The organism is Vibrio sp. 1401 (assembly GCF_033340295.1).
Window position 1 is genome coordinate 22,946 of record NZ_JAWOWF010000030.1, and the last position, 20,928, is coordinate 43,873.

General features: G+C 45.5%; 18 protein-coding genes. 6 read left to right on the forward strand and 12 right to left on the reverse strand.

Annotated elements, in window-relative coordinates; all coding sequences use genetic code 11:
- Positions 1–311: 311 nt before the first annotated feature.
- Both fadE and R7Z77_RS15490 read left to right on the forward strand, forming a co-directional pair.
- Positions 312–2,756, forward strand: coding sequence for an acyl-CoA dehydrogenase FadE (gene fadE, locus R7Z77_RS15485; RefSeq protein ID WP_005385392.1), 2,445 nt, complete (start codon positions 312–314; stop codon positions 2,754–2,756).
- 205 nt (positions 2,757–2,961) lie between these two features.
- Entirely contained in the window at positions 2,962–4,737 is a 1,776-nt protein-coding gene (locus R7Z77_RS15490) for a SulP family inorganic anion transporter (RefSeq protein WP_005380390.1), read from the forward strand.
- Positions 4,738–4,810: 73 nt separating this feature from the next.
- On the opposite strand, the gene R7Z77_RS15495 is transcribed toward R7Z77_RS15490, so the two are convergent.
- From R7Z77_RS15495 to dnaQ, 5 genes are all read right to left on the reverse strand, one after another.
- Positions 4,811–5,221: a GNAT family N-acetyltransferase gene (locus tag R7Z77_RS15495; protein ID WP_206953327.1), complete on the reverse strand. Its 411-nt coding sequence runs from the start codon at positions 5,219–5,221 to the stop codon at positions 4,811–4,813.
- Between the two features lie 84 nt (positions 5,222–5,305).
- On the reverse strand, positions 5,306–5,698 hold the full coding sequence (locus R7Z77_RS15500) for a DUF1353 domain-containing protein (RefSeq protein ID WP_017633769.1): 393 nt from the start codon (positions 5,696–5,698) through the stop codon (positions 5,306–5,308).
- A gap of 51 nt (positions 5,699–5,749) precedes the next feature.
- Positions 5,750–6,307 (reverse strand): nucleotidyltransferase domain-containing protein, encoded by a 558-nt coding sequence (locus R7Z77_RS15505; RefSeq protein WP_053304069.1) that lies wholly within the window; start codon positions 6,305–6,307, stop codon positions 5,750–5,752.
- A 202-nt stretch (positions 6,308–6,509) separates the two neighbouring features.
- Positions 6,510–7,760, reverse strand: a complete 1,251-nt coding sequence (locus tag R7Z77_RS15510) for a TIGR03503 family protein (RefSeq protein WP_017820744.1) — start codon at positions 7,758–7,760, stop codon at positions 6,510–6,512.
- 8 nt (positions 7,761–7,768) lie between these two features.
- Complete coding sequence (dnaQ, locus tag R7Z77_RS15515; RefSeq protein ID WP_005380385.1) at positions 7,769–8,491, reverse strand: DNA polymerase III subunit epsilon; 723 nt, start codon at positions 8,489–8,491, stop codon at positions 7,769–7,771.
- 59 nt (positions 8,492–8,550) lie between these two features.
- On the opposite strand from dnaQ, the gene rnhA reads away from it, so the two are divergent.
- On the forward strand, positions 8,551–9,015 hold the full coding sequence (rnhA, locus tag R7Z77_RS15520) for a ribonuclease HI (RefSeq protein ID WP_005380384.1): 465 nt from the start codon (positions 8,551–8,553) through the stop codon (positions 9,013–9,015).
- Here rnhA and R7Z77_RS15525 read toward each other — a convergent pair.
- Positions 9,012–9,758 (reverse strand): class I SAM-dependent methyltransferase, encoded by a 747-nt coding sequence (locus R7Z77_RS15525; RefSeq protein ID WP_017636046.1) that lies wholly within the window; start codon positions 9,756–9,758, stop codon positions 9,012–9,014. The genes rnhA and R7Z77_RS15525 overlap by 4 nt on opposite strands.
- A gap of 37 nt (positions 9,759–9,795) precedes the next feature.
- On the opposite strand from R7Z77_RS15525, the gene gloB reads away from it, so the two are divergent.
- The 3 genes from gloB (at position 9,796) to R7Z77_RS15540 (ending at position 13,075) form a co-directional block, all read left to right on the forward strand.
- Positions 9,796–10,554, forward strand: coding sequence for a hydroxyacylglutathione hydrolase (gloB, locus tag R7Z77_RS15530; protein WP_017636045.1), 759 nt, complete (start codon positions 9,796–9,798; stop codon positions 10,552–10,554).
- A gap of 254 nt (positions 10,555–10,808) precedes the next feature.
- Positions 10,809–12,392: a LysM peptidoglycan-binding domain-containing protein gene (locus tag R7Z77_RS15535; RefSeq protein ID WP_213967821.1), complete on the forward strand. Its 1,584-nt coding sequence runs from the start codon at positions 10,809–10,811 to the stop codon at positions 12,390–12,392.
- Complete coding sequence (locus R7Z77_RS15540) at positions 12,389–13,075, forward strand: YIP1 family protein (RefSeq protein WP_005380375.1); 687 nt, start codon at positions 12,389–12,391, stop codon at positions 13,073–13,075. The genes R7Z77_RS15535 and R7Z77_RS15540 overlap by 4 nt, the downstream gene beginning before the upstream one ends.
- Position 13,076: 1 nt before the next feature.
- On the opposite strand, the gene R7Z77_RS15545 is transcribed toward R7Z77_RS15540, so the two are convergent.
- The 6 genes from R7Z77_RS15545 to dnaE form a co-directional block, all read right to left on the reverse strand.
- The gene (locus R7Z77_RS15545; protein WP_132936887.1) at positions 13,077–13,922 is read right to left on the reverse strand and encodes an endonuclease/exonuclease/phosphatase family protein; all 846 of its coding nucleotides are present in this window, start codon (positions 13,920–13,922) and stop codon (positions 13,077–13,079) included.
- A 140-nt stretch (positions 13,923–14,062) separates the two neighbouring features.
- Positions 14,063–14,401 (reverse strand): nitrogen regulatory protein P-II, encoded by a 339-nt coding sequence (glnB, locus tag R7Z77_RS15550; protein ID WP_005380372.1) that lies wholly within the window; start codon positions 14,399–14,401, stop codon positions 14,063–14,065.
- A 187-nt stretch (positions 14,402–14,588) separates the two neighbouring features.
- Complete coding sequence (locus R7Z77_RS15555; protein WP_005391816.1) at positions 14,589–14,903, reverse strand: c-type cytochrome; 315 nt, start codon at positions 14,901–14,903, stop codon at positions 14,589–14,591.
- 70 nt (positions 14,904–14,973) lie between these two features.
- Positions 14,974–16,284, reverse strand: coding sequence for a tRNA lysidine(34) synthetase TilS (tilS, locus tag R7Z77_RS15560; protein WP_213896057.1), 1,311 nt, complete (start codon positions 16,282–16,284; stop codon positions 14,974–14,976).
- A 107-nt stretch (positions 16,285–16,391) separates the two neighbouring features.
- On the reverse strand, positions 16,392–17,351 hold the full coding sequence (accA, locus tag R7Z77_RS15565) for an acetyl-CoA carboxylase carboxyl transferase subunit alpha (RefSeq protein WP_005380365.1): 960 nt from the start codon (positions 17,349–17,351) through the stop codon (positions 16,392–16,394).
- A gap of 46 nt (positions 17,352–17,397) precedes the next feature.
- The gene (gene dnaE, locus R7Z77_RS15570; protein WP_005385364.1) at positions 17,398–20,877 is read right to left on the reverse strand and encodes a DNA polymerase III subunit alpha; all 3,480 of its coding nucleotides are present in this window, start codon (positions 20,875–20,877) and stop codon (positions 17,398–17,400) included.
- Positions 20,878–20,928: the final 51 nt, after the last annotated feature.

The window sequence follows — 20,928 nt, forward strand, 5'->3', positions numbered from 1 at the left end:
CCAATTTGGTATCGGACATTTCATAAACCTGAACTCGGGTTTGATTACTCTGAGTTTACCCACAAACGAGAATTAGTGTCGATAGTGAACCAACAGATTTAGATTAGTGATGGTAATAAACTTGTCAACTTGCTCATGAAACCATCACTCAAATCTCAACTTTAGAATTTTAACTCTACTTAGATCACTTTTTATCCAATCTTATGTTTTACATTTCCTTAATATTTTGATTACACTTAAACCAACTGGTTAGACCTCTTACCTAACATACAGACGTACAAAACTTATAAAGTCTGAAAAGGAAAATACATATGGACATCTTGCTCTCAATCATCACGATGGCGATCGTGCTAGGCATTACGCTCTACCACCGCATGTCTCTCGTGAAATCTATTAGCTTACTCACCGCAGCCATGCTGGCTCTTACAGTAGCTGGTACTGTCGGCGTTATTGGTTGGGCTATTTACGTTCTCGCCGCAGCTGTGCTCGCGGTTCCTGGCGTACGTCAGTCTTTAATTAGCCGCAAAGCGTTAGTGCTTTTCAAGAAAGTGCTGCCAGCTATGTCTCAAACCGAAAAAGAAGCGTTAGACGCAGGTACCGTCTGGTGGGAAGCCGAACTATTTAAAGGCAAACCAGAGTGGCAAAAGCTACACGCGATTCAAGCACCTAAGTTAAGTGCGGAAGAACAAGCCTTTTTAGACGGCCCTGTGAATGAAGTGTGCGCCATGGTGAGTGATTTCCAAGTGACCCATGAACTCGCGGACTTACCGCCAGAAGTTTGGCAATACCTGAAAGATCATAAGTTCTTCGCCATGATCATTAAGAAAAAGTACGGTGGTCTAGAATTCTCAGCATACGCGCAATCTTTGGTACTACAAAAATTAACGGGTGTTTCTGGCGTTCTATCGTCTACCGTTGGTGTTCCTAACTCTTTAGGCCCTGGTGAGTTACTGCAACACTACGGTACTGAAGATCAGAAAAATCATTACTTACCGCGCCTAGCTGAAGGTAAGGAAATCCCTTGTTTCGCCCTAACAAGTCCAGAAGCGGGTTCTGACGCTGGATCTATTCCAGATTACGGTGTGGTCTGTAAAGGCGAATGGGAAGGAAAAGAAGTACTGGGTATGCGCCTAACTTGGAACAAGCGCTACATCACCCTAGCGCCAGTCGCAACGGTACTAGGCTTAGCATTTAAACTTCGCGACCCTGAAGGTTTGCTAGGCGACAAAGAAGATCTTGGCATCACTTGTGCGCTTATCCCAACTGATGTCAAAGGTGTTGAGATTGGTAACCGACACTTCCCACTCAATGTGCCATTCCAAAATGGTCCAACGCGCGGTAAAGACATCTTTGTTCCTATCGATTTCATTATCGGTGGCGAAAAAATGGCGGGCCAAGGTTGGCGTATGCTGGTTGAGTGTCTGTCGGTTGGACGTGGTATCACGCTACCTTCAAACTCAACAGGTGGCATCAAAACTGCGGCAATGGCAACCGGTGCTTACTCACGTATTCGCCGTCAGTTCAAACAGCCGATCGGCCATATGGAAGGAGTTGAAGAACCATTAGCACGCTTGGGTGGTAATGCTTACGTGATGGATGCAGCAAGCAACTTAACCGTTGCGGGTATCGACTTAGGTGAAAAGCCATCAGTAATCTCAGCTATCGTGAAGTATCACTGTACGCACCGCGGCCAGCAAAGCATCATCGATGCAATGGACATCGTAGGCGGTAAAGGTATCTGTATGGGACCTTCTAACTTCCTAGCTCGTGGTTACCAAGGTGCGCCAATCGCGGTAACGGTTGAGGGTGCTAACATTCTAACACGCTCAATGATCATCTTTGGCCAAGGCGCAATCCGTTGCCATCCGTACGTTCTTGAAGAAATGAACGCGGCGTATTCTGAAGCAAGTAATGCTGTCGAGAAATTTGATAAAGCGCTTGCTGGTCACGTGAGCTTTACAATGAGTAACCTAGTGCGCAGTATCTGGTTTGGTTTGAGCGACGGTCTGGGCTCTTCATCACCAACCAAAGATGCAACCAAGCGTTACTACCAACAATTGAACCGTTACAGTGCAAACCTTGCTCTGCTATCGGATATCTCAATGGCAGTGCTAGGTGGCTCTTTGAAGCGTAAAGAGCGTCTATCAGCACGTCTTGGTGACATTCTAAGCCAGCTATATTTGAGCTCTGCGACGTTGAAACGTTTTGAGCAAGATGGCCGTCCAGTCGAAGATTTACCATTAGTACACTGGGGTCTACAAGACAGTTTGAAACAAGCGGAAGTGGCAGTAGATGAATTCTTAGCAAACTTCCCGAACAAAGTAATTGGCCGTGCGCTACGCGTATTAATCATGCCATTTGGTCGCGTACGCAAAGCACCAAGCGATAAACTAGACAGTAAAGTGGCGCGCATTCTACAAACGCCAAGTGCAACGCGCTCACGCATTGGTCGCGGTCAATACCTTGAACCAACCGAGCACAACGCAGCAGGTAAGATTGAACTTGCACTATCAGTCATTCTTCAAGCTGAGCCTGTGTTTGACAAAGTATGTAAAGCGCAGGGTAAGCGTCGCCCATTCTTACGTTTGGATATGATTGCTCAGGAAGGGCTAGAGCAAGGCTTTATCACGCAAGAAGAAGCCGATCTACTCAGAGAAGCGGAACAGCATCGTCTAGATACAATCAACGTTGACGATTTTGAGCCGGAACTGCTTGCCGCAAAGCCGCTATACCCTCAGATGGATAGTGTCGCGTAACTCTAGTATCTGAGACCACAAACGGGAGTATCAGCTCCCGTTTTTATTGCTTCCAGAATCGCATTCATAACACCTCACACCACGAAGCCCCTGCGCAATCGCAATAAAAGCCACGCACTCCAATCTTTCCCCCGATTTCCAGTGATAACTAACTCACAGACGTTCCAACTAAGCGGTGTATACTTTAAGTAACTCACTCACATATATGGTAAATCCGTTGGCTAAAATATTACTCGCACAGTGGTTCCCAGGGCTTGTTCAGCTTAAGCATTATCAAAAAGAATGGTTTGTTAACGACTTTAGAGCCGCCTTTTCTGTTGTCGCGGTTGCACTGCCAGTTGCCATAGCTTATGCACAGTTAACTGGTGTATCCGCAATTGTCGGTCTGTATTCGTGTGTACTGCCAATGTTGGTTTACGCCATGATGGGCACATCTCGACAACTCATTGTCGGACCCGATGCAGCAACCTGTGCAGTGATCGCTGCTGTTGTGACACCACTTGCCGCAGGTGACCCCACAAAACATTGGCAGTTGGTTATGACCATGACAGCGATGACGGGGATTTGGTGTGTACTGGCAAGTCGTTTCAAGCTAGGAGTGTTTGCAGATTTCCTTTCTCGTCCGATTCTTTTGGGTCTACTCAACGGTGTTGCTCTCACAATTATCGTTGGTCAGTTTGCGAAAGTAGTCGGTTTGAAATACGAGCAACGTTATTTACTGGAACGTTTATGGGAAGCTCCACAACGATTAACCGATCTTCATTGGCCTACTGTAACTCTGAGTATCGTGACGGTTGTCGTTTATTTGCTCACCAAACGCTACCGACCAACTTGGCCTGCTGCCATGCTGGCGATCCTCGTAACTACTGCGTCAGTTTGGTTTTTCCATTTACAAGAGATGGGCGTATCGGTTGTCGGACTCACTCAAGGTGGCTTCCCTCAGTTTCAAACACCAGAATTTGAGCTAGGTGAAGTTCGTGAACTAGTAGTCCCAGCGCTCAACCTTGCGATTGTCAGTTTTGTTAGCATGATGCTCACCGCCCGCAGTTTCGCGGCTAAAAACGGTTATGATATTGATGCAAATAAAGAGTTTCAGGCGTTGGGTTTTGCCAACATTGCCTCAGCGTTTTCACAAGGTTTCGCGATAAGCGGCGCTGACTCACGCACAGCCGTCAATGATGCAAATGGCGGTAAATCTCAATTAGTTTCGATTGTCGCCGCAATCACCATCGCCATTATTGCGGTATTTATTTACGAGCCTTTGCAGTTCATCCCTATCGCTTCACTTGGTGTTGTATTGATCATTGCGTCCCTATCGCTGCTCGATCTTAAAGCAATTTGGAAATTAAAATCTCGTGACAAAGATGCATTTTATCTGGCCATCATTACTTTTATTTCTGTGTTGATCGTGGGTGTAATACCGGGGATCACTTTGGCGGTATTGCTAGGGCTGTTTCAATTTTTACGGATCGTCATGCGACCGAGTGATCAGCTACTTGGCTTGGATGAAAAAGGTACCATTCGGACCATCGACGACTCAGGAAAAGCTTCGCCTATTCCTGGAATGGTGATTTACCGCTTTAACTCACCGCTAACTTACTTCAATGCTCCTTACTTTAAACGTAGAGTGTTAGAGCAGGCAGAGCATCACAAAGACGCAAGTTGCGTTGTCATCGACGCCGTATCGAGCTTTACTCACTTGGATCTCAGTGTGATGGCAACACTGGCAGATATTCACAATACTTTGAAAAAGAGAGGTGTACGCTTAATCCTCGCAGGAAGGAAACGACGTCTTCGTCAATGGTGTGAGCTTACTGGTATCAGCACCAGTGAAGGAGGCATTTTACTGCGAGCTGATATGTACCTTGCCATTAAACTTAGTGGCTGTTACATCAGTGCTGTGGGTGAGGGACAAATTCCTACTGTTCAAAAAGAGCCTGATTTAGAGCAGCCACCCAAACCAATTCCAGAAGTGGCTTAAATACAAATTTAATGTAGAAAACAGGAAATTAAACTCCTGTTTTCTAGTGCTTATCTTCACAGCTGAATACGTGTTACGCCTTTGGCTTAAACTTTTTTGTCATCCCTTGGCTTTTAGGAGCCACCAGCCTATAACCAAGCTTTTCGTAAAAGACCGGTTCATCAGCAATCATAGAAACGTAAGAGCCTTCAAGTGCAACAGATGAAAGATAACCGTCGATGTATTCCATGACTTTTCTACCTAAACCATTGCCTTGATAATCAGTATCAACGGCAACGTCGACAATTTCGAAGTTACACGCCCCGTCACCAACAACCCGACCCATTGCAATGAGCTTTCCTTCATCTCGAACAGATACGCCATATAACGAATTGGGTAGACCAATTTCAGCAGCTTTCAACGATTTGGGTGATAGCCCGGCTTTGACACGCATATCACAGTATTCTTTCGGGCTTGGCACATGCTCTTCATATCTTATTGTCATTATGTACTACTCCTTTGTATCACCTTGGAGCTTACATAACTAAACTGTATAAATAAACAGTTAGACGTTGGAAAGATGTTCCCATTAAGCACACAAAGTATCAGGTCTAGAAAAGAAGCCACCGACAACTCTGACGCCATAATAGATATAAGTTGCTCTGAAGCTAGACATTCCTTTTTCTAAACATGTTTCTCTCAACAACGTATCCGCATGCTTTCGAGCACTTTGTGGCAACACCTCTTCCCTCATGAGTTGGTAAAGAGCATCATGCACTAAAGAAGCTTTCATAATGTTTTTTGTGTCTAACGCTGGCCCACTCGCTCCATCCCATGCATAGCCCTTTTTAATCGTTAACACGCCTTGTTTGGACAAACTAAGAAAAGGGCTGTCATACGCGTTACTCACTGAAATGTGAGTCTCAATCTTTTCTTCAGAATGGAGAGTGTATTTATACTTCTGACGCTTTTTGTATTTCATAACCTAACCGCCTAGCTAACTTCAGTGGGAGGAACGGAGATGACTCTCAAATTAGAGTTTCTCAGAGAGTTTTTTCAAATAGGACTTAGCAAGCTCATGGTTATCTCTGCTCAACCACTTAATACAATCAAAGAGTTCCCAGATCAGTCCTTGATCACCACTGGTATAAACTGGGAAATCTTCATGCTTTGGCGCAGGTTCATCAGTAACCATGCCCCCAATCACATCAGCTTTATCAAATAAAGTCTTAAATGGCTTAGAAAGTTTGAAGGGCTCACAGAGATCTAAACAATGAATCTCTGCACTGGTTAAGTCATTAAAAATGTATTTTTTGAAACACGCATTTTCGTTGTGCTCTCCCTCAAGGCGATAAAAAATGTCTTTATTAGCTTCAAACTGGGTAAAGCAAGGCTCTGAGGCTTTATGGAAGTTGTTTTGAGTAAATACAACAACATCAGCGTCCGAAATACGGTCACCTTGTCCTGATGACAATGAACCAAGCAATACCGCGGCAACAACGTCTTTTTCAGAACAAAAGGCATCATAAGCTGACTCAACCAAGGCCTTTTGTCGTGGTAAATGTTCTAGTCCTAACTCTCCAATTGTCATAATTCACTCCGTCGATACGCACTAAAATCAAGTCGAAACGTAAACAGTATCATGCGAGCTTTATTATGATTAATCAACGTTAAATCATGGTGTTACTTTAAAATAAAATGATTAATGACCATGAGAAACATCAAATTCTGTCTCAAACTTAAACTGAAAAAACGGAGCCGATTGGCTCCGTTTCTCGCTTTATGTGTTACTACTATTTCTTTGGCACTTCTAACTGCATCTCTGGCATGGCATCGCGCTTCGCTTTAATTTTGCGCCAGACTATCCATGCAATGATCACAATCAGCAGCATTATCACGTTACCCACCGCGATAATAATCATGCTGCGCTTACGCTCAGCCTCCCGCTCAGCGATAATTTGCTTTTCCATTTCAATACGGCGCTGCTCGGCTAATTCAGCTTCTTTTGCAATTCGAGCAGCTTCTAGATCAACTTCATCAACAACACTGAAGGTTTGCTCTGGAATAGGAAACACCAACGGACGCTGGGTTGCAAAATCAGTGGTAAAGATCTCGCCGCGCCATGCGTACTTACCAAGCTCAGCATCGTTATTGAGGTTCAACGTAACTCTCATTCCATCTTTAGAGACCTGTCCTTGGCTGTAACTAATGAAACCATCGGGAGCGTCCTTTTTCACTGTGACTGCAATAGAGCCTGGTGCAATCATACCTTGCTCACCACTCACCACTAATTGATGTGGCTTATCGGGATTACGAGCCTGAATAAAAGTACGAGAGATTGGGTTCGGATAAACCAAGATGACTTGTTCTTGCGCTCGTAAGAATACGCCATTGCCAGACGTGATGCGCGCGCGGTACTTACCAGGCTCAACGTCTATTGGGAGCTGAACCGTGAACACTCCATCCCCTGCTTTTTCATCCAAGCCGCGGCCGTCATCAGCAAACTCACCCACAACCATCGGCACTGGACGAGCTTCTTTGATCAGCTCATCTTCATTTTCGACAAACTTGGTAAATGTCACGCGCAGATTCACGCGATCAAGGAAGTCGCGCAATACAAGAGGTTTGCCGTCGGAGGTCAGGCGAGCTGTAAACTTAAGCGCTTCCCCATTATATAATCGGTTTGGGAACAGGTCCGTACTGAGCTTTAGGTGAGAAATTAAGCGGATGTTATTTTTAGGCGTAACTTTCCCCACAGCCTGCCATGGACCTGGCATCGGGTTATCAACGGAAATAATATCGAGTGAGGCTTCTTGATACCAACGTACATTGTCGTAAGAGCCCCAAGCATAGTATTTTTTACCGTCAGGACGGACTAAAACAACTGGCTGAGAACTTTGCTCACGATAAACCAAAAACGTGATCTGCTCGATGGTTGGATCAACTCGAAAGCGATTGTCTAACAAAGACATTGTAGATTCACTCGCAGCACTCGAGAGACTACTCCATATCGCTAAAAACGCGACCAACAAAGCCCTCAACATAGCTTCTCCTATTGATGCCAAATACAGTCGTTCACCAACTCTAATCTTTTTTGGTGAGCTTCTAGTTCATCGGCACTTGCGCGCAAAACCTTTAGCGCTTTTCTTCCTTCAATACGACGAATGGTTTCTACCCCACCCTCTTGTTTATTCGCGTTAAATTCTAGACTCGTTTGACCACCCGTCATAAAGAGGTAAACGTCGGCTAGAATCTCCGCATCGAGCAAAGCTCCGTGGAGTGTACGGTGCGAGTTATCAATACCGTAACGTTCACATAAGATATCAAGGTTGTTTCGCTTACCAGGGAAGATTTTCTTCGCCATAGCAAGGGTATCGGTCACCTTGCAGTAGTCGTCCGTTTTGCCGATGTTAGGATCGAGCATGCCAAACTCGTAATCCATAAAGCCGGTATCGAAGGGCGCGTTGTGGGCAACAAGTTCTGCGCCTTTAATAAACTCAAGAAACTCTTGGTGCACGCTCGCGTATTCCGGTTTATCAACCAAGAATTCATCCGTAATACCGTGAACTTCAACCGCTTCTGGTTGGATTTCACGATCGGGTTTTAAATAAACGTGGAAGTGACGACCAGTCAGCTTACGGTTGATGATCTCCACGGCACCGATTTCAATAATGCGGTGTCCCATGTAGTGAGGACCACCCTCGCGGTTCATACCTGTGGTTTCGGTATCGAGAACGACAATGCGGTTATATTCAGAATTGCTGCTGGTATTCATAAGGTTATGTATGTCAGACTATGCTTTATTAAATGTTTCGGCTAATAGTACCAAAAAATATGACCAAACACGTTGAGATTTTCACTGACGGTTCTTGTTTAGGTAACCCAGGACCAGGTGGTTACGGCATAGTATTGCGTTACAAAGACGTAGAAAAGACACTTTCCAAAGGCTATACGTTAACTACCAACAACCGCATGGAAATGTTGGCGGCTGTCGTCGCGCTACAGACGTTAAAACAACCTTGTAAAGTCACTTTAACGACTGACAGCCAATATGTGCGCCAAGGTATTACTCAGTGGATCCATAACTGGAAGAAGCGTGGTTGGAAAACAGCGGATAAAAAACCCGTGAAGAATGCCGATTTATGGCAAGCTCTAGACAAAGAAACCGCACGCCATCAAGTTGAATGGCATTGGGTAAAAGGCCACGCGGGCCATCGTGAGAACGAAATGTGTGATGAGCTAGCCCGGACTGCTGCAGAAAACCCAACTGAGGAAGATACAGGTTACCAACCCTCTTAGCGAGATTCTTTCCTCATAGTGTTACCCTCTCGATTCATCACCCCAAGTGGTGTGAGCTTTTTCTTCAAGCGCCAATGCGGTTTGATAGGCTTGAGAGGGTATGTCCGTTTCCGCGCGACTATGTAATACAAACTCCCAGCGGGTGATGCCCAATCACCAAGACTATTTTCCAACCATGTCCACATCGTACGGTAACGTTTCATCGGAAACAGCGCATAACGATCACAATGAATCACTTGATAATTAAGTAACCCTAACCAATCTTTGATGCGGTTCGACGTAAACATTCGTCCACTCCAAGGCAAATTATGTTTACGCCATGGAAGCAAACTCGCTAATCCAGTCAAGCTTAATGGGTTGAATCCAGTAATAATTACATAGCCATCATCCATCATCACTCTATCGACTTCACGCAACAAACGGTGTGGATCGCTTGCATAGTCGAGCTGATGAGCGAGTATCACAACATCAAAGCTTTTTTCCAAAAAGGGTAATTCGTAACCATCTGCAATCACATTATGCAACGGGTTCTGGATATCTACGTTGACTTGGTGTTGAATGTTACAATTACAGCTGGTTAGCTCACAGCTCAACCCGCCCAGTTTGAGCATATGGTAGCCGAAGAGTTTCGGGCACCATTCATCAAGTCGGGTCTGGATTGACTCAAGCACCCACGGACCGTTGTTCATTGCTGACCAAGTCGACGGGTGTGGTATAGTTTTGTTGCTGAGTGCTGGTTTCATTAACCACCTGACTAAAATGGGTGACGGAGAACGAATCGTGTTAGAGATCAAAAGCATACCCGCATTTAATGATAATTACATCTGGCTGATACAAAATAGCGATAAGCGCTGCGCAGTCGTTGATCCGGGCGATGCGAAGCCAGTATTAGAATTTCTGCAGGCTAACGAATTAACTTTAGAAGCGATTTTAATTACGCACCACCACAACGATCACATTGGTGGCGTTCCAGACTTAGTGCGTGCATTTCCTGACGTCGCCGTTGTGGGCCCAAAATCAGAGCCAATTCCAACCCTAACGACACCAATGGAAGAAGGCGACAAGCTGGAGTTGTTTGGTGAGATTTTCTTAGTACTTGGGTTACCCGGCCATACTTTGGGCCATATCGGTTACGTTGGGGACGGAAAACTGTTTTGCGGTGATGTGCTCTTTTCTGCTGGCTGCGGTCGTATTTTTGAAGGTACGCCTGAGCAAATGTTTGAATCACTGAGCAAACTAACGTCTCTACCAGAAGAAACTCAAGTCTTCTGCGCGCATGAATACACCGCGAGTAACGTGGCGTTTGCTCTAGCGGTTGAACCTGACAATGAGCAACTTCGCCAATATCGCGACGATGTAAACCGACTGCGAGCACTCAACATTCCGACACTTCCAACAACAATACGCAAAGAAAAGTGGATTAATCCGTTCTTGCGAACCTCTAACCCTGACGTGGTTCAATCTGTTGCTAGTCGCATTAAAAATAGCGATCCATGCTCGGTTTTTACTGCTTTACGCGAGTGGAAGAACGAATTTTAACCATTTTCTGCTTGTAAGTTTGCAAGACCCCAGTATTATCAGGGACTGATTTTTCGAGAAGCGCCACTGGCGCTTCTCTTACGTTTGGGGTTGATATAAATCTATTTGAATTTCTCCCCATTGCATAATTAGAAGCTCTTTGCCTCTATAAATTAGTTAGTGTTTAAAAGATGTCTATTATCTTGCGACTGCCACGCACATTACGTTGCGCGACAGGCAGGTGAAGATAAACAGGCCCTAAATAGGCTGAATCCATGCGTTTGAAGTATACTTGGGCGTTGGCGTTGTTATTATCTGGCTGTCAATTGACTCAGTCAGATTCAACGTCTTCTACACCAGAAACCAATAAATCTGAGCAGACTGCAAAGCAAAATGCAGTAAAAGCTCAACCGGGCAATAAATCGTCACTAGCAAAAAAATCCGCTAACGACACGCCTAAAGTTCTCTCCCCCCAAGAACAAGAAGATGTGTGGCAACGTATCGCCATGCAGCTGGACATGGATATCCCAAACCACAAGAAAGTGGACTACTACCGTACGTGGTATTTAAAGCACCCAAATCACCTTTACACGGTATCTAAGCGTGCGACTCCTTTTCTATACATGATCACAAAACGTATCGAAGAGCGCGGACTCCCAATGGAGCTTGCATTACTTCCTGTAGTGGAAAGTTCATTCGATGCCTTTGCCTACTCACATGGTAGCGCGGCTGGGTTGTGGCAATTTGTCCCAGGCACCGGAAAAATGATGGGATTAGAGCAAAACTACTGGTATGACGGTCGCAGAGATGTGGCAGCAGCAACGGATGCAGCGCTGGACTACCTAGTACAACTAAACGAGCGTTTTGATGGTAACTGGGAACATGCAATCGCCGCTTATAACAGCGGTGGAGGCCGAGTTTCTAGCGCAATTCGTAAGAATAAAAAGCTCGGTAAACCTATCGATTTCTTCTCATTAGACTTACCAAAAGAGACCAGCAGTTACGTTCCTAAGCTATTGGCCTTGGCTGACGTTATCGCAAACCAAGACAAGTACGGACTTAATATTCCTGCAATTCCAAACAAGCCTGTTCTAACGCTTGTTGATCCAGAAGAGCAGTTAGATCTGGCTATTGCCGCAGATTATGCCGGCATTAGCGTAAAAGAGTTGCAGAGTTACAACCCAGCATACAACCAGTGGTCGACAGCGCCTGAGGGGCCGCACCAACTTTTGATTCCCGTAGAGAAAAAAGAGACTTTTCTCACCAAGGTGGAGAAAAATCGCGGTAAAGGGATGAAGGTCGCTCGCTACAAGGTGAAATCTGGCGACTCTTTAAGCGTGCTAGCTAATAAATACGGCACAACCACGAAAGTCATTCGACGTGCCAACGGCCTATCGAATAACAATATTCGTATTGGTCAATACCTGTTGATTCCGACATCAACAAAAGACGATGCAAAATACGCATTAACGGCACAAAACCGATTAAACAAGACTCAATCTCGTGCTCGTGGTCAACTCAAGCTCACCCATGTCGTTCAGTCTGGAGAAAGTTTGTGGTCAATCGCACGTAACAATAAAGTGTCGTATAAATCGTTAGCTAAATGGAATGGTATGAGCCCTAAAGATCCATTGCGTGTGGGTCAAAAGCTAGTGATATGGAAGGACTCAGACAAAGGTTCTGTGATCCGTACCGTTTTCTACAACGTTCGCTCTGGCGACACCATTAGCGGCATTGCAAGCAAGTTCAAAGTAAAAACGAACGACATCGTGAAATGGAACTCGCTACACAAGAAAAAATACTTACAACCAGGTCAAAAGCTTAAGTTGTACGTTGACGTAACGAAGGTAAGTGTATGAACCCATCAAGCAATCCACTTGTGATGCTGTTGGACATTTTTCGTTCTCCAACATCTTGTTTTCTTGCGCTTTATCAACGCGGTGGATGGGGATGGCAACCGTTCATCTTCCTGATGCTTAGTCCGTTTTTATTCTGGGGTGCTTACTTTTCGAATGTCGATTTCACGTGGCTCAGTGACCAACTTGCTGCGCAATTTCAGCAAATCGACCCGAAGCAGATTGAGCTATTAGAACCAAACACGCTAATGGCAAGCGCGATCATCAATGATGTATTCAACCGCTTTGCCACCTTACTATTGCTCGCGCTTTGGTTCTTTCTTGCAACAAAGGCAAGCAAACAACAATACGGTTACTGGAAATGGTTTGCCGCATCGTGTGCTATCTTATTCCCAGCAGTATTGGGCGATGTAGCAAGCTACGCGAGCTTGCTACTCAAGCATGGTCAGGTAATGACTTACGCTGCCGATTTAAATAGCCTCAATGGTCTATTAAAGCTGCCTCTTACTAACGAATGGTCTCATTTCGCTAGCTCGTTACCTTTGCTTCTGCCTTGGTACATTGTGCTCGGCTACGGCGTTGTACTGACGTGGACGGAGTTTGAACGTGGCCAAGCTTTGGTGATAGCAAGCCTGCCATGGGTATTCTTCTACGTTATTTGGGCACTTTATATTGTGGTAACCTAAGCTAGTTATTTAACGTAAATGACAATAACAATGGGTTATGATCGGAAGCGTCGCTCTGCGGCGCTTTTGCGTACTTAAGCGTCAGACCTCGGTAAAACACATGGTCCAGTGGTAACCCTGTTATAAATTGGACTCGATGATCCGGCAAGAACGTCACCTCTTGTAAGTCCGCAGCCTTTAAGGCCTGCCTCATCGCATTAACGCGAGATTCACTCCAGCTATTGAAGTCTCCAGCAAATAGAATTGGCCCCACATGATGCTTTAAAAGCATTTCAAGCGCCGTTAACTGCGATACATACTCTTTTGTACCTACGGTGAAGTTAATCGCATGTACATTCACCACTGCGAGTTTCTCGCCATTACTCAAGTGATACTGGCTATATAATGCAGACTTAGGTAAGCGAAGCCACGGCTCTTTAGAGGTGTAAGCGCAGGCTTTTTCTGGTTGCCCTTGAGCAATACTAATTACACCGGCACCGCTACCCAGCGCCTTAAAAGCACTCACTTGATTACTAACCCAGCGACCATCCACCAACCACTGTTTAAATGATGGTGTCATGCTGGCTTCTTGCAATAACAGTAACTGCTTATCAGCAGAAAACTCATCGAGTGCACGTTGCCAGTTAGCCCGGTTCTGTTTGTAGATATTCCAGACAAGCACATTGATTTTGCCGTCATGATCGAGAGCTTTTGAATCGCTAAATTCGATGCACCTGATATCTTGTGTCAGCTCGGTACCTGTTTGAGTAATAATTTGCGGCTGATCTGGTACGGTGAAAATAACCTGGAAGCCAACCAATACCGCTATTACGAGAAAAGCTAACGCCAGAAAAAAACGCTTAAACATACGACAAACCTGAATGTAGGCACCCGAAATCTAGAACAACAAATCTCGGGTTAAATGATTTCACTAATAAGCAAACAACAAAAAAGGAGCGACTTGGCTCCCTTTTAGCATAATAAATACGAAACAGGTGACAAGAAACCTTAGATCGCGTCTTCGTCTTCTTCACCAGTACGAATACGAACCACACGCTCAATATCAGTGACGAATATTTTACCATCACCAATCTTACCAGTTTGCGCGGTTTCAATGATTGTCTCTACGCATTTATCAGCCACATCTTCCGTTACAACGATTTCGAGCTTCACTTTAGGTAGAAAGTCCACCATGTACTCTGCACCACGGTAAAGCTCGGTGTGACCTTTTTGGCGACCAAAGCCTTTCACTTCAGAGACGGTCATCCCTGTAATGCCAACTTCAGCTAGCGCTTCTCGAACATCATCCAGTTTAAATGGCTTGATAATCGCTTCAATTTTTTTCATGTTCATCCCTTAAGCTTCAATCGATTGCGCTTATTATCGTTTAGCGTTTCGCAACATTCAATGTTTGTCTCTGATCCACCAGCGAAAATCCAGATTGAGCAAATTAACATAGCGAATATCGTGAGTTGATAAAACCCCAGTGAGGACTGCTCAATGCCCAATCGTCCAAGCTTTTTCAGACTCGCGTTTACTTCAAACTTGCGTAGTAAGCCGCTAGGTTAGCGATATCTTCATCAGACAACAATGAAGCTTGAGCTTGCATCACAGCAGCAAGCCCACCTGTTCGCTCTTTATTTTTATAAGCTTTAATTGAACTGATAATATATTGCTCATTTTGCCCTTTCAGATTTGGGTAACCCGGAATGACAGCAATACCATCAGCGCCATGACACGCCGCGCATACTCCCGACTTTGCTTGACCTGCTGTAGCATCTCCCGCAGCTAGAGCTTGCCCACTAAACATGGTTAACGCCACCATTGCACCCATGATTGTTTTCTTCATTGCTTCACCTAATCAATTATTATTTAAGGATTTTTATATTTTATAATCGACATTGTGGCATGAATTTTCATTACCTGCGCCAAATAAGTTCACAATCTTGACCATTAAACGCCTGGTCAACGAACAAATCTGCCACAGCAACGACTCGGTCTTGGTACATTAAAATCGGAATTTGACGACGCAGCCAGCTTGGCACATTGTATTCTTGGAATAACTTCTTCAGTTTTCGACTGTGATTACGCGTGGTTGGATGCGCTGATAAACCTTCCGGATTGAAGGTCACGCGAAGCAATTCTGGCTGACTCGGTAGCGCAATCGTTGCGTTACTAGAACTCGTCGTTAAGGTCAGCTCCCCGAGTCCCTCAGGCAGCGACAAAGTCGCATCAACCTGAATCGTACTTTGCCACTTAGTGACATCAGCCGTTTCCGTTACCCAATAGAGACGATTTCGAAAACGGCGCACTTCACCTTGTTTAAGTTGTAGTTTGGGGTTGGCATCTTGCTGAGCTAATGCCACTTCATTCCAGATAAGATTGAGTTGTACCTGAGTCGGCATACTAGTATTAAGCTTAGCTAGCCACATACGAATCAAGCGCGCACGTGCTAATTCACTGTGCTTAGCCAGTTCTTCAATACTCAAACTTAGATCCGTTTGTAAAGCGCGTTCAAACACCGCGCTCAATAGTTCATCCAATAGCGCTTCTTGTTGAGCACATAAGCTTGCACTGCGCTGAACCGCTTGATGGATACTCGGCCAACGACCAGACAATTCAGGAACAACACAATGACGAAGAAAGTTACGATCATAACGGGTATCTTGATTGCTTTCGTCTTCCACCCACTCCAAGCCTAATTTAGTAGCGGCGTCTTCGATGGTCTTCCGCTTGATAGTAAGCAATGGTCGAACTAGAGATCCGCAAGAAAACGGCATACTCTCCGCCATCGAAGATAACCCTTTTGGCCCGCTACCGCGCTTAAGCGCAAGGAGAAAAGTCTCTATTTGATCGTCGGCATGTTGACCAGTCAACAGTATATCGCCTTCTTGAATGTACTTAGTTAAGGCTTGGTAGCGAGCTTCACGAGCAAGAAGTTCAATACTTTCACCATTGCTGATGTCTAAGCTCACTCGCTCGATCGAGCACGATATCCCCACTTGTTGTGCCCAAAGTAAGCATTTATCGGCCCAATTATCGGCATTCGAGCTTAAACCATGGTGCACATACACAGCGTGACACTCTACAGAGTGCGCTTGTTGGTAGCGACTGAGTAATTCGAGTAAAAGACGTGAATCCACTCCTCCGCTAAACGCCAAGACAACCTTAGTGCCTAATTGATAGTAGCGGCCGAGAACTTGAGCAAAATGCGGGTAAAGCGATTCCATAAGCGATCCGATAGGTACAAAAAAAGGGCTGGACTCTCATCCAACCCTTTCTATTTTAACTGTTATCACTTGAGATATCAGCTAACGCTTAATAGCAATCACCGAAATTAACAGTAACCGTAGCTCATTAGACGCTGGTAACGACGCTCACGTAGCGTCTCTTCATCCAGTTGTTCTAGATCTTCTAGCTGACGAAGTAGTGTCGCTTTCATATTCGCTGCCATTTGAACATGATCGCGATGAGCGCCGCCTAGTGGCTCTTCAATGATTTCGTCGATCAGTTCAAGCTCTTTAAGACGCGGAGCAGTTAGACCCATTGCCTCTGCCGCTTGTGGCGCTTTGTCTGAATCACGCCATAAGATTGAAGCACAACCTTCAGGAGAAATTACTGAGTACGTAGAGTACTGAAGCATGTTCACGTAGTCGCCTACACCGATTGCTAGTGCACCACCAGAACCGCCTTCACCAACAACGTTACAGATTACTGGCACTTTAAGACCAGACATCACTTTTAGGTTTTTCGCGATAGCTTCAGATTGACCACGCTCTTCTGCGCCCACACCTGGATACGCGCCAGCCGTGTCGATAAATGTGATAATCGGCATGTTGAAACGCTCTGCCATTTCCATCAAACGTAGCGCTTTACGGTAACCTTCTGGTTTCGGCATACCAAAGTTACGTTTCACCTTTTCTTTGGTCTCACGACCTTTTTGGTGACCAATGATCATCACAGGGCGGCCTTCAAGGCGAGCCATGCCACCCACAATCGCTTTGTCGTCTGCAAACGCGCGGTCACCCGCTAATTCATCAAACTCCTCAAAAGCGTGTTGGATGTAATCCAGCGTGTAAGGACGTAGTGGGTGACGAGCCAGTTGAGCTGTTTCCCATGCACCTAGGTCACTGAAGGTTTTTTTCTTCAGCTCTAAGCTTTTCTTCTCAAGCTGTTCGATTTCTTTATCCAGGTCAATCGCAGAATCACCACCGTGACGAGAGACATCACGTAATGCTTCAATTTTCGCTTCTAGTTCTGCAATTGGCTTTTCAAATTCAAGAAAGTTTAGGCTCATCTATGAATCCTTGTTTACTCAGCGTCTAACATATTGCGCTGAATTTTTAGTTAAATTCGAGTTCTACCTGGCTTTTGCCAAGCAACTGTTTTAAATCGTCGAGTAATGTATCACTTGGCGTAACTCGCCACTCGGTGCCCAATGTTAACCGCGCTCTGGCGTCGGCACGCTGGTAGTATACATTGACGGGTACGGTTCCGGCTTTGTGCGGTTCTAAAATACGGCTGAACTGCTCAAAAAACTGATCGTTGATCTGATTTGCATCTATCGATACCGACAAACCACGAGCGTATTTCTCGCGCGCACTGCCGAGATCCATAACTTCACGCGCCGACATTTTAAGGCCACCGTTGAAGTCATCAAAGCTGACCTGTCCAGAAACGACCAAAATTCTGTCTTTTTCGAGAAGTTCAGCGTATCGATCCAGTGCATCTGAGAACAACATCACTTCCATGCGACCACTTCGGTCATCCAGTGTCATAATGCCAATTCGTGTACCACGCTTAGTCGTCATTACACGAGCGGCAATAACCAGACCTGCCACCGTGACAGATTGGTCGCGGCGAGTGGGCGTTGCGTCTTTTAGTCGACAACTGGTGTATTTGTTTAGTTCCTTTACGTAGGCGTTAATTGGGTGCCCTGTCAAATATAGACCTAGGGTATCACGCTCGCCCTCTAACCACACTTTTTCTGGCCAAGGCGGAACCTGCGTATACTTATGCTCTACTTCTTCAGGTGCATCCGTTAACACACCAAACATATCTGTTTGACCAAACGCCTCAGCTTGGTGATGTTGACTTGCTGCTTTTACCGCGTCATTGAGTGACGCCATCATCGCCGCGCGGTGTGGGCCTAGTCGATCCAACGCGCCCGCGTAAATCAGCTTCTCTATCACTCGTTTATTGACGCGTTTTAGATCAACTCGAGCACAGAAATCAAATAGGTCTTTAAAGTGACCACCTTTATTTCTCGCCTCAAGAATCGCATCGATAGGACCCTCACCTACCCCTTTTATCGCACCAATACCGTAAACAATTGCGCCATTTTCATCAACATTAAAGCGATATAAGCCAGAGTTGATGTCTGGTGGCAGCACGGTGAGCTTCATACGGAAACACTCATCGACCAAGCCAACGACTTTTTCCGTGTTATCCATATCGGCTGTCATTACCGCAGCCATAAATTCGGCAGGGTAATGTGTTTTCAGCCAAAGAGTCTGATAAGAAACCAATGCATAAGCAGCAGAGTGCGATTTGTTAAAACCATAACCGGCGAACTTCTCTACCAAGTCGAAGATTTTCATCGCCAACTCGCCATCGATACCGTTCTTTATCGCACCTTCTTCAAAGATAGCACGTTGTTTTGCCATCTCTTCTGGCTTTTTCTTACCCATTGCACGACGAAGCATGTCCGCACCACCTAGCGTGTAACCTGCTAAGATCTGCGCAATCTGCATTACCTGCTCTTGGTACAGGATGATGCCGTAGGTTGGATCAAGCGTCTCTTTTAGCGACTCGTGTTGCCACTTTTCATCTGGATAAGAGATCGCTTCTCGACCATGTTTACGGTCGATAAAGTTATCTACCATGCCCGATTGCAAAGGACCCGGACGGAAGAGTGCTACCAATGCGATAATGTCTTCGAAACAGTCTGGCTGAAGTCGTTTGATCAGCTCTTTCATGCCTCGAGATTCAAGCTGGAATACTGCTGTCGTTTCAGAGTTTTGCAACAAACGGAAAGAGGCAGGGTCTTCTAACGGTATGGATTCAATTTGAACCGGTTCTTTCCCTTCTCGCTCTAGGCGTGGGTTAATCAGCCCTAACGCCCAGTCAATAATGGTTAAGGTACGTAAACCCAAGAAGTCAAACTTAACTAGGCCAGCGGTCTCAACATCGTTTTTATCAAATTGAGTAACCGGAAAGTGACCTTCAGCGTCTGCATAAATTGGCGCAAAATCGGTAATTGTTGTAGGTGAAATTACAACACCACCAGCGTGTTTACCGGCGTTTCGCGTACAGCCTTCCAAAATATGACACATGTCGATGAGTTCTTTAACTTCCTCATCGGCCTCATACAATTCAGGTAGTGCAGGTTCAGCTTTAAACGCTTTATCTAGCGTCATGCCTGGATCGGGCGGGATCAGCTTTGAAATACGATCAACAAAACCAAATGGGTGGCCCAATACGCGGCCAACGTCACGGATTACCGCTTTTGCCGCCATGGTACCAAACGTGATGATCTGAGATACCGCGTCGCGACCGTACATTTCCGCAACGTGGTCAATAACCTGGTCACGTTTATCCATACAGAAATCGACGTCGAAATCGGGCATCGAAACACGTTCTGGGTTCAAGAAACGTTCGAACAGCAAGTCATATTCTAGTGGATCCAGATCGGTGATTTTTAGTGCGTAAGCCACCAAAGAACCAGCACCGGAACCACGTCCAGGACCGACAGGAATTCCATTATCTTTTGACCACTGGATGAACTCCATTACGATCAAGAAGTAACCAGGAAATCCCATTTGGTTGATAACATCTAGCTCTATCTGAAGACGTTCATCATATTCAGGGCGGCGACGTTTTCTCTCTTCCTCATCTGGAAATAGGAACTCTAAACGCTCTTCCAACCCCTCTCGGGATTTCATGACTAGGAACTCAGTCTCTTTCATCCCTTCGGTTGGGAAAGCTGGTAGGAAGTACTCACCTAAGCGCACAGTCACGTTACAACGCTTCGCTATCTCGACACTGTTTTCTAACGCTTCAGGAATATCAGCAAACAGCTCACACATTTCTTCTTCTGTACGAAGATATTGCTGCGGACTGTAGTTTTTTGGCCTACGCGGATCTTCTAATGTGTAACCATCGTGAATCGCTACGCGTATTTCATGAGCATCAAATAGGTCTGGACTCAGGAATACAACTTCATTGGTCGCCACTACTGGCAAGTCCTGCTGCTCTGCCAATTCAACCGCAAAGTGAAGATAAGTTTCTTCATCTGGACGACCGGTACGAAGTAGCTCAAGATAAAAGCGATCTGGAAAATGCTGTTTATAGAAATCAACACACCCTTGCACTATTTGACGGTTGCCTTTCAAAAGGCCGCGACCAATTTCCCCGCTTTTACCGCCGGATAATACAATCAGGCCTTCAGACATTTCAGCCAACCAGGCTTTGTCAATCACTGGGTGGTGTTGAACATGTCCACGTAAGTACGCTTTTGATATCAATAACGTCAGGTTCTTATAACCTACATTATCCGCCGCAAGCAAAGTCACTTGTGTCAGCTCTTCACCAAACTCGTCCGACTGCATTTTAAAGTCAGCACCAATGATCGGTTTAACACCACTGCCATGTGCTGTACCGTAAAACTTCACCAAACCACATAGGTTGGTAAAGTCGGTCAACGCCATTGCGGGCATACCGAGCTCAGCAACTTTCTTTACGATTGGCGGAACTTTGTTGAGGCCATCCACCATCGAGAAGTCACTATGAACACGCAGGTGGATGAATTTGGGATCTGACATTAACAGGTACCGTGTAACTCTATTTTGTTGGGGATTCTAACCTAAAGAGGT

Bases quoted from the DNA above. Each gene is read 5' to 3' on its own strand.
- fadE (WP_005385392.1), top strand. From the start codon at position 312: ATGGACATCTTGCTCTCAATCATCACGATGGCGATCGTGCTAGGCATT.
- R7Z77_RS15490 (WP_005380390.1), top strand. From the start codon at position 2,962: ATGGTAAATCCGTTGGCTAAAATATTACTCGCACAGTGGTTCCCAGGG.
- R7Z77_RS15495 (WP_206953327.1), bottom strand. From the start codon at position 5,221: ATGACAATAAGATATGAAGAGCATGTGCCAAGCCCGAAAGAATACTGT.
- R7Z77_RS15500 (WP_017633769.1), bottom strand. From the start codon at position 5,698: ATGAAATACAAAAAGCGTCAGAAGTATAAATACACTCTCCATTCTGAA.
- R7Z77_RS15505 (WP_053304069.1), bottom strand. From the start codon at position 6,307: ATGACAATTGGAGAGTTAGGACTAGAACATTTACCACGACAAAAGGCC.
- R7Z77_RS15510 (WP_017820744.1), bottom strand. From the start codon at position 7,760: ATGTTGAGGGCTTTGTTGGTCGCGTTTTTAGCGATATGGAGTAGTCTC.
- dnaQ (WP_005380385.1), bottom strand. From the start codon at position 8,491: ATGAATACCAGCAGCAATTCTGAATATAACCGCATTGTCGTTCTCGAT.
- rnhA (WP_005380384.1), top strand. From the start codon at position 8,551: ATGACCAAACACGTTGAGATTTTCACTGACGGTTCTTGTTTAGGTAAC.
- R7Z77_RS15525 (WP_017636046.1), bottom strand. From the start codon at position 9,758: ATGAAACCAGCACTCAGCAACAAAACTATACCACACCCGTCGACTTGG.
- R7Z77_RS15535 (WP_213967821.1), top strand. From the start codon at position 10,809: ATGCGTTTGAAGTATACTTGGGCGTTGGCGTTGTTATTATCTGGCTGT.
- R7Z77_RS15540 (WP_005380375.1), top strand. From the start codon at position 12,389: ATGAACCCATCAAGCAATCCACTTGTGATGCTGTTGGACATTTTTCGT.
- R7Z77_RS15545 (WP_132936887.1), bottom strand. From the start codon at position 13,922: ATGTTTAAGCGTTTTTTTCTGGCGTTAGCTTTTCTCGTAATAGCGGTA.
- glnB (WP_005380372.1), bottom strand. From the start codon at position 14,401: ATGAAAAAAATTGAAGCGATTATCAAGCCATTTAAACTGGATGATGTT.
- R7Z77_RS15555 (WP_005391816.1), bottom strand. From the start codon at position 14,903: ATGAAGAAAACAATCATGGGTGCAATGGTGGCGTTAACCATGTTTAGT.
- tilS (WP_213896057.1), bottom strand. From the start codon at position 16,284: ATGGAATCGCTTTACCCGCATTTTGCTCAAGTTCTCGGCCGCTACTAT.
- accA (WP_005380365.1), bottom strand. From the start codon at position 17,351: ATGAGCCTAAACTTTCTTGAATTTGAAAAGCCAATTGCAGAACTAGAA.
- dnaE (WP_005385364.1), bottom strand. From the start codon at position 20,877: ATGTCAGATCCCAAATTCATCCACCTGCGTGTTCATAGTGACTTCTCG.